Genomic DNA, 6715 nt, shown 5'->3' with positions numbered 1-6715 from the left:
GGGCTGTATCACGTCTGGCAGAGCCAGCAACTCCGCCTTGGATCGGGCGAGACGCCCCCGGATGTTGAAATATGAGCAAGAAGTGGACTCGCCGGAGTGCACTCGCACTGATCGGTAGCGGTGCCGGACTCCTTACGTGGGGAACTGGTGGGTTCACAGACGTGACTGCTGACCGTCAGGTGAATATTAATACGACTGGAGACAGTTCTGACGGTCCGTTGCTCGGAGTCAGCGGAAAAAGTTCTATTGGAGGGCCTGGCGAGACAGTATCGCTGATCGAATTAAAGAACAACGACTTGGGCGCTCAGATCAGTAGTGGCGATATAGATGCGGACATAATCGAAATCACGGATAGTAGTGGTAATCTTGTTCAGAAAGAAAACGTGTTCAAAGATAATAGTGGCTTTATAAACCTGCCGGATACGATTAATAAAGGCGATACTGAGAGCATCGAAGCCATTCTTAAATTCCCTGAGAGTCCTAACGACGAGTCATACGATATCACGCTTGATATTGCTGCCACCGCTGGCAATCAGGAGGTAATCTTGAGTCGAACGGTTGAACTCATCTATGATGATCCTCGGGTTTCATGGTGGAATTTCGAGGAAGTTGACGGTGAAACGGTTCCAGACGAATGGGGTAGTAACGGTGCTACTCGTCCAAGATATGAGGATATTGGGTATGAACCGGCTGAAGCTGATAATGTGCTCTATTACGACGGTTCCAGAGATGACGACGGTTTTGGAGATGACGTTATTGAACTTTCTGACAGCTCCAAATTAGATTTCACGAAAGGAGACGATTTTTTTCCGTCTGGATACGGCCGTATTCAATACCGAATTTGTATTCGCGACTGTTCAGTAAGTGGGATTCTCCCAGCAATAACCGGGATTCTGATGCTGAGAAGGGATACCAGTTTTTCCTCGGTGAAACTGACTATAGATTTGACAATAAATTTGAAATCGGCATAGAAACTGGGCAGAAAGATGGAAAGACGAATGTAATAAAGACAGGTGCAACAGTGGGTGAAGGTAATTGGAACCATGTTGTCTGGACCCACCGGTCGTCTAAGCCACCTGAAGACAAAGTCTATATAAATGGAGATTATGAAAATAATGGATACAGCGGCGATCTAAAAGACCCGTTTGGGTCCGATGAACCACTCCGGATAGGCAACGGGATTGACGGTAATGACGATCTCAGTTTTCCGTTTGATGGTTACATGGACGAGCCAAAAGCCTACGACACCGCGCTCACCAGCGAGCAGGTTCAAAATCTCTACGAGACAAGCAAAGACGGCGATAGCGGCAGCATAGGCGGCTGAGTTCCATGAGCGTATCTATCCAAACCATACTGTCCGTAGTGCGTGCAACGAAACAATATCTGGCCAACGGCGAATCAAATGAAGCAGAAAACGCTAGTGTGCTGGACCCAAGGAGGCCAGTAGTCACGTCGCATCGCAGGTTACCGGGTGTAAATGGTGAAAATGGATAAGTTGTTTTCAGTGTCTATTCGCTCCGCTCTTAATCGCTGGTTTGTGCTATTACTACTCGTTACACTTACGCTAACGCTTGCTGGCGGCTACGTCACGTACGACAGCCATGTTGACGGAGCAGAAACGGTTACTGAACAACAGACCGTCGGCACGTGGACGGTGGAAAGCGAGTTCGAACACGGCGCCACAGTCTCGCGTGATACCGAGGTTTTCAGTGCGGGTGAGCGACTTAGCAACCGGTCGCTGTATTTCACGACGGCATCGCCCGAACTCGATGGCACGTACACGGTTTCACACGACAACACTGAGGGGAACGCGGCAGTGACCTCGACGAACCTGTCACTGGTCATCCGCGCTGTTGAGGAGCGAAACGGGAATCAGGTGGTCCACTGGCAGACACGCGACTCGCTCGACACACTCGATGCCGTCGAGATAGCAGACGGCGAGGCGGCAACAACCACAGTTAGCGTGGATATCCCGACAATCCTCAACCGTACCGAAGCAATACAGAACGATCTGGGGGCTGCCCCCGGACAGACAGAGGTCCTCCTTGTCGCCGATACGACCGTCGAGTCGTCGGTCAACGGAGAGACGTTCACGGATACCCGCACCGACCGCATCGAAATTGTGCCCGGACAGAGTGTCTACCGCGTTAGCACTACCACAGCCGGAGAGACCCCCTACGACGCGACCGAGCAGGTGACTCGGACCATCGAACCGACACGGCTGGAACTGTACGGCGGGCCTGTGCTCTGTGTGTTCGGACTGTTTTGTATAGCCTTCCTCGGGACAGCACGCTGGCGTGGCTGGCTTGTAGTCACCGACCGCGAGCGAGCGCGCAACGAGTTCGAGCGTGCACGTAACGATTTCGACGAGTGGATCTCGACGGCACGAATCCCGGATGCCGACGACCGGACACCTGTCCCGACGGACTCGCTGGTAGATCTTGTTGACATTGCTATCGATAGTGACAGGCGCGTCCTCGAAGACGGCGATCAGTATGCAGTCCTCGTTGATAGTGAAATCTACACGTACACGGCGCCACCGACTGTCGACCCGCTCGCGTCACCATCGACACGCGATACTGAGCCCACCGTGGAAGACAGAGAAGGAGCGACGGCGTCGCTTTCAAGCCTGCTTTTCACCGACTCGACTGATAATGCTGATGTGACACATCCTGATGAAAACGAGCCGTCCGATTCAAACGACGGATGACGCCGTTGATCGGTCACTTTCTGCAATTGTTGATTGCTCCGGTATAGCTTGTGCTGCTTATGCCACTCTGTGGCCACGGAGGGGATAGATCCTGATAGCGGGAGACACTGCTCCTGGCTGCCACAAACGATGGTTCGGAACGCAGTATCCCGTGACGACAGGGTGGTTGCGTCACTCCCATCGACTCAGCAACACCGATTTATATTCTGCTAGTCTACATCGCGTAGCAACAGACTGGTATGTTCCGAACGTATGTGGCGAGAGGGCTGACAATCGCCGGGTTTGTGTTGGTTCTGGCACTCATCGTAGGTGCACTGGTTGGGCAGCCGGTACTTTTGAGCTTTGTCGTGTCCGGAAGTATGTCGCCAACGATTCAGGAAGGCGACGGCTTCGTTGCGATTCCGGAGCAGGTTGCGGGCGACATTGAACAGGGCGATGTCATCGTGTTCCAGTCACAGGACATTCGTGGTGGGGAGTTGACGACACACCGAGTTGTCGGTGAAACTGAGCAAGGATACATTACCAGGGGGGATGCGAACCCGTTCACGGATCAGGATGGGGCCGAACCCCCAGTGACTGAAAGCCAGATCGTTGCGGTCGCCTGGCAACCCGGTGGACAGGTGGTGACAATCCCGAATTTCGGCACGGCCATCCTCGCCAGCCGCGTCGTTGTCACGAACATTCTGACTGCGGTTACGACGGTCCTTGGAGTTGAGCAGGCAGCCAAATCTTGGCAGGCAGGATCGGTGATGCTGGCCTCCGGCGTGATACTGTTTGCAATAAGCATCGGCAGTGGGATCGTGAATGGTTCCTCGCGCGAACGAGCCCGTTCGCGTGGACAGGATACCTTCGATCCGCGATACGCCGCGCTCTTTCTGACTGCAATTATCATCGTGCCAGCCAACATCGCAATGGTTGCCCCGAGTTCGACCCATCAGATCCCGGCCGGTGAGATCGCAACCGGGAACAACGTCGCCCCCGGTGAACCGGTTGAAGCCACGCTTGTGGCCAACAACGAAGACGCACTGGTGACGATGCTCGTCGTGTTTAACGCGTCCGGTCAGACGACAATCGAGAACCGGTGGCTCGACGTCCCTGGCGGTGAAACGGACTCAACAGCGTTGTATGCACCCGCACCACCCCGAGGCGAACAGAAGGTTGTGACCGTCTCTGAGCACCGGTACATCGTTTTGCTGCCTCCCTCCGTCATTATCGCAATGCATGACATTCACCCACTGGTGGCACTGGGTGTGATCAATGCGGCGCTCACCGTGGCTGTGCTGGCATTCGTTATCGGGTTGCTCGGGACAAGCAAACGACGTGTCCGTGACACTGACCGGGATGTCCCGCTGTATCTGCGAGTAAAGCGCAGACTGCTGTGACTGAATGGATTGTTCAACGTACCGCAGCGTGCTTGGCGACGCACCGTCCGAACACGTCGAAACGGCAGTCGTGGTCGCCGTAGTTCCTGCGGGAGAATCGACCGCACGACAGGCCAGTTCTCACCAGCCAGACACTGACCGTTTCGATTACTCCGTTTCGACAGGGATCGTGTGGACCTGTCGGAGCGGTTCGATGTGGCGTTTCGCTGTCTCGTCCAGTGGAAAGGTCCCGTGGATGTCGGCTGGAACTTGGCCGTGGACGACACGCCCGAACGGCGCGGCGGCGGTGGGATACACCTGTTCGGCCAACCGAGCGACGGGGGCCGCGACATCGAGGCCTTCCAGCGCTTCCTTCACAGCCGCTTCGCCGACGTGGACGGATTCCCCTTCGATCAGGATGAACGCGAACGGGAGGTCGTCAAACTGTGCCTGGAGGAACGCCTGAATCGCATCGGATTCCCAAGGAACAGGCGTGATATCCGCGGCACAGCGGGTTACCGTCTCGGCAGCGCGCCGGAACAGGTCGGTACTGCCGTCGTAGACGAGAAGCGACTGAGTCACATTCTCAGTATGGGTTTGGGCCGTTTGAACGTTGTGTAGTGTCACAACGGCTTATGCTTCTACACCTCGATGCTTCTGTATGGACGCACGGGACGAACCGACAGCCAGACTCGGCCGACGACTCGAAATGGCACTGGAGGGCGCGCTTGCCGATAGCGTCTCGTGGACGGTCACCGCTGACGGCCCAGTCATCGCTCGACTACCTGACCGCGAGTTCGCGTTTGAACGGGCCGATAGCCCGAACGGACACCGGTGGACGGTCGTGTTACGCGCGGACGGGTCGGTCGTGAGCAAGTTCGGGCAGTTCGAGACAATCGATGATGTCGTTGAGACAGTTGAATCGCTCGTCCACTCAGACGTCCGGTACACGGTTTGCTGTGACGGATAACTGTCTCAGCGCCGGAGCCACCCGTCAAGCGAATCCAGTGGCTCCGTTTCAATCAACGGACACACCGCCCGTGGGTAATCTCTATACGAACCCCGCACCAACGAACAGGCGTATGAGTCTGCTCAAGAACAAGCACCTCCTCAACGGGATTGTCTCACTGGGAATCAGTGTCGCTATCACTGTCTGGCTGGCCGACGACGAAGATGCGCCGTGGAGCCTGACTGATATGGCTCTGGCCGTTGCCATTTCGTCGTTCCTCTCCGGATTTTTCACCAGCTACTTCGCCGACTGACGGTCGGGCGACTCCGCGTAACGGGGGAACACCGATACCCTTCCGGCCCGTGCTCCCAGTATGGACGAGCCAGAACCCGTCGACGACTGGCCTCACCGCCCGTTTTCGCCAGCGGAAGCCAGTGCCCTACTGGATGACATTGACGGCGCTGTCGCGGTCTGGGTGATGCACCACGACAACGACGTTCGGTCGGCTGTCGTTCTCGATGACGCTCCCGAGGACGCGGTCATCGACATCGTCGTTGAAACCGACGCCGCCTTCGAGATGTACAGTTACACGAGCGGCGTGTGGATGGATTACGGCACCCAGCGGAAAGACGATTCGGACGCCCCGTCGATGGCAGGGACGCTCGACAGCTACGATGTTCTCGCTGGCGAGTCTGAGACAGCCTGACCAGTGCGGTTCATCGACACCGTCGTTGCTGGGGCGAAACGGCCCGTGCCACCCGCGTACCGATACGCTCGAAAAGTAATCATTAAACGGCGCGGCGACTGACCCTCCTGATATGCAACGACGAGCCGCGGCGGCGTACTTCGCGTTCTTCCTCGTTATCAGTGTTGCTGCGTACGCCTACATCGGCGTCGCGGAGAGTCAGCGGCCGGCGGTGTCGCTCGACGCTGACGCCGAACTGACCAACGAGAGTACGTTCACTGTCGACGGAACGGAATACACAGCCACAAACATCCACATGTCCGGCGGTGGCGGTGGCGGCCACGGCGGTGGTGGCGGCAGTATGGCAGCTGACCTCTCGTGGACGAATGAATCGTCACAGTATACTGCAACAGTAGAGCACAACTCCACGACGACCTACCAGAACGACACCTACCGCGTACACACTGACAGCAACGAGAGTACGGTGACCCTCGAAGAAGAACTCAACGTCAGTGCGCTCCTCGCCGAGGACTCCTCGGTCAAGAACACACTTGCGACCCAGAACGGGACCGAGTATGTGGTCTACCAGTCGAACAACACGCAAGTCCCGCTGAGTGAGTGGCTCCCCGAGCCTGAGACAGTGACGTTTACGACCGGTGATACCTACCCGTACGCGACCGACAGCGGCACACAGGAGACCACAATCTCCGAAGTGACCGCTGACGGCGCGACGCTCGAATGGTTCGCCCCGCGCGAGAACACGGTCGAACTCTCGGAGGGTGGGAACGTCACGCTGAACGAGCAGCAGTTCTTCACGCACTTCCCCGATCATAGCACCGTCCAGATCGTCCCGATTCAGCAGTACGGCCAGTACCAGGCGACGCTCGACCAGCAGGACTACTTCCACGAGCGCAAGAACGGCTTCTGGGGCGTCTCGATTCTCTCCGGCATCGCTGCTGTGCTGATGCTAGGGATGGCGTATATGCCTGTCCGCGGATAACAACGACATC

Annotated in this window: 8 protein-coding genes and 1 pseudogene; 8 read left to right on the top strand and 1 reads right to left on the bottom strand. The window is 56.6% G+C overall.

Annotated features, from left to right (window positions below):
- Positions 1 to 71: 71 nt before the first annotated feature.
- From G9463_RS11315 to G9463_RS11305, 4 genes and pseudogenes are all read left to right on the top strand, one after another.
- The gene (locus tag G9463_RS11315) at positions 72 to 971 is read left to right on the top strand and encodes a hypothetical protein (protein ID WP_240150020.1); all 900 of its coding nucleotides are present in this window, start codon (positions 72 to 74) and stop codon (positions 969 to 971) included.
- A pseudogene (locus G9463_RS24025) lies at positions 854 to 1213 on the top strand (LamG-like jellyroll fold domain-containing protein); the annotation flags it as partial. The gene G9463_RS11315 and the pseudogene G9463_RS24025, both read left to right, overlap by 118 nt.
- Positions 1214 to 1537: 324 nt before the next feature.
- Positions 1538 to 2710, top strand: coding sequence for a DUF5305 domain-containing protein (locus tag G9463_RS11310; RefSeq protein ID WP_370457910.1), 1173 nt, complete (start codon positions 1538 to 1540; stop codon positions 2708 to 2710).
- Positions 2711 to 2949: 239 nt separating this feature from the next.
- The gene (locus G9463_RS11305; protein ID WP_165896756.1) at positions 2950 to 4092 is read left to right on the top strand and encodes a signal peptidase I; all 1143 of its coding nucleotides are present in this window, start codon (positions 2950 to 2952) and stop codon (positions 4090 to 4092) included.
- A 147-nt stretch (positions 4093 to 4239) separates the two neighbouring features.
- On the opposite strand, the gene G9463_RS11300 is transcribed toward G9463_RS11305, so the two are convergent.
- On the bottom strand, positions 4240 to 4653 hold the full coding sequence (locus tag G9463_RS11300) for a hypothetical protein (protein ID WP_165896755.1): 414 nt from the start codon (positions 4651 to 4653) through the stop codon (positions 4240 to 4242).
- 79 nt (positions 4654 to 4732) lie between these two features.
- Here G9463_RS11300 and G9463_RS11295 point away from each other — a divergent pair, with 79 nt between their 5' ends.
- The 4 genes from G9463_RS11295 to G9463_RS11280 all read left to right on the top strand — a co-directional run bounded on the left by G9463_RS11295 (position 4733) and on the right by G9463_RS11280 (position 6705).
- A complete protein-coding gene (locus tag G9463_RS11295) occupies positions 4733 to 5041 on the top strand; it encodes a hypothetical protein (RefSeq protein ID WP_165896754.1) in 309 nt (102 codons plus the stop codon).
- 112 nt (positions 5042 to 5153) lie between these two features.
- On the top strand, positions 5154 to 5333 hold the full coding sequence (locus tag G9463_RS11290; protein ID WP_007189703.1) for a hypothetical protein: 180 nt from the start codon (positions 5154 to 5156) through the stop codon (positions 5331 to 5333).
- Positions 5334 to 5393: 60 nt separating this feature from the next.
- Positions 5394 to 5726, top strand: coding sequence for a hypothetical protein (locus G9463_RS11285; protein WP_007189702.1), 333 nt, complete (start codon positions 5394 to 5396; stop codon positions 5724 to 5726).
- A 112-nt stretch (positions 5727 to 5838) separates the two neighbouring features.
- A complete protein-coding gene (locus G9463_RS11280; RefSeq protein ID WP_004964988.1) occupies positions 5839 to 6705 on the top strand; it encodes a hypothetical protein in 867 nt (288 codons plus the stop codon).
- Positions 6706 to 6715 lie beyond the last annotated feature (10 nt).

The organism is Haloarcula sp. JP-Z28, from assembly GCF_011440255.1.
In the GTDB taxonomy this organism is placed as follows: domain Archaea; phylum Halobacteriota; class Halobacteria; order Halobacteriales; family Haloarculaceae; genus Haloarcula; species Haloarcula marismortui.
Note: the sequence above shows the minus strand (reverse complement) of the source record. Positions and strands in the feature narration are given on the sequence as shown.